The organism is Oleiphilus sp. HI0086, assembly GCF_001635225.1.
In genome coordinates this window covers 1-1,193 of the sequence record NZ_LWFZ01000828.1, presented here as the reverse complement: position 1 = coordinate 1,193, position 1,193 = coordinate 1, and the positions used below count along the sequence as shown (strand labels likewise).

Sequence of the window (1,193 nt, the reverse complement as noted above, 5' to 3'; positions counted from 1 at the left end):
CGTCGAGGTTTTTTCTGCCGTAGCGCTTAAAGAAGTAGTCTACGATGGTTTCATAACTGCTGATGAAATAATCTGTTTTTCTAAACTTAAGCCAGAAGTCATAGCCTAAGGCGATAAATTCAGATAGATCTAAACTGTCCATACCTTGTTGAAATTCAGACATGGGTTTATTTTCAATCGCTTCCCATAGCTCCATTGCAGAGTCGCGCAATTGCTCATCGCTTACTGAGCCTTCTAGAAACTTCTTGCTTTCGTCCAGGATAAAGTCGAGGCTGTCGATAATAAAACTTTTTACGCTCTCCTCTACTCCGGAGCCAATTTTTGGCGCAGCTTTGCTGACTACATTTCTTCCCATCTTGAGCATTGAGGACACGCCCGGAATGTTCTTGCTGATTAGGTTGCTTTCATAAATATAGCGAAGGATAGCTTGGTAAAGAATGCCTGATATTAATTCGGCATATATCGGTAGCTCAATTACTTTGTCTATGCCTTTGTTTCGCTGCTCCTTTAGCTCTAAAGCTTTGTCTATGAATTCTTCAAAGTCTTTTTTGCTGATGATTTGGTTCAGTAAGGTTTCTTGATGTTTTTTTGATGTAAATAGAGTGTCGGCTGCCTCACCCGCAACTTCGGCGATGGCACCTGGAATACTTGAGCTAACGACGTTTTCGTATATAACTTGTTTGATTTGTTTAGCGCTGACAAACTTATTTAGATGGATTTCTCCTACAGCTTTCAGTAAAAACTCAGTCTCTGAATCGCATAGCTCAATAAAACGATCGGAGTTAAAGCACTCAAGTTCGTGCTTTAAATGTAGCTCTAATAGCTGTTTTGAGAGTGAGGGGAGCTCACTTTTATCATTTGCTGTGTCGTGCTTGGTTTTGTTTGCTTGGCGCTTAGTCATAATAGACTCCTGTAATATAGCTTACAGTTGTACCCTTAATGTCTAGAGGCGTCAAATCAAAAGTCTATTTTTGCTGTTGATGTGTCGTAATTAAATTGTCTAGTATGGACGTTTACCACTTAGAGTACTGATCTTCGACAAAACCATATTGAGATTCAATCTCGTAGCGTTTGCCTTCAGCGGTGATTAAGTGCCCCATAAACTTGCCGAATATTTGTTTGAAGTTTGTGGCCATGAAACCGGCATTGAGGTGTTCCTTATGCATTCCTTCAGGCACAAAGCTTAGATCAAG

Annotated in this window: 2 protein-coding genes; both read right to left on the bottom strand. The window is 40.3% G+C overall.

The window, feature by feature from the left end; genetic code table 11:
* Nucleotides 1-901 (bottom strand): hypothetical protein (locus A3756_RS14820; RefSeq protein WP_068553775.1); only part of this gene is annotated, 901 nt, incomplete at its 3' end.
* 112 nt (nt 902-1,013) lie between these two features.
* On the bottom strand, nt 1,014-1,193 hold a 180-nt coding region (locus A3756_RS14815), incomplete at its 5' end, for a DUF2804 family protein (protein ID WP_156490495.1).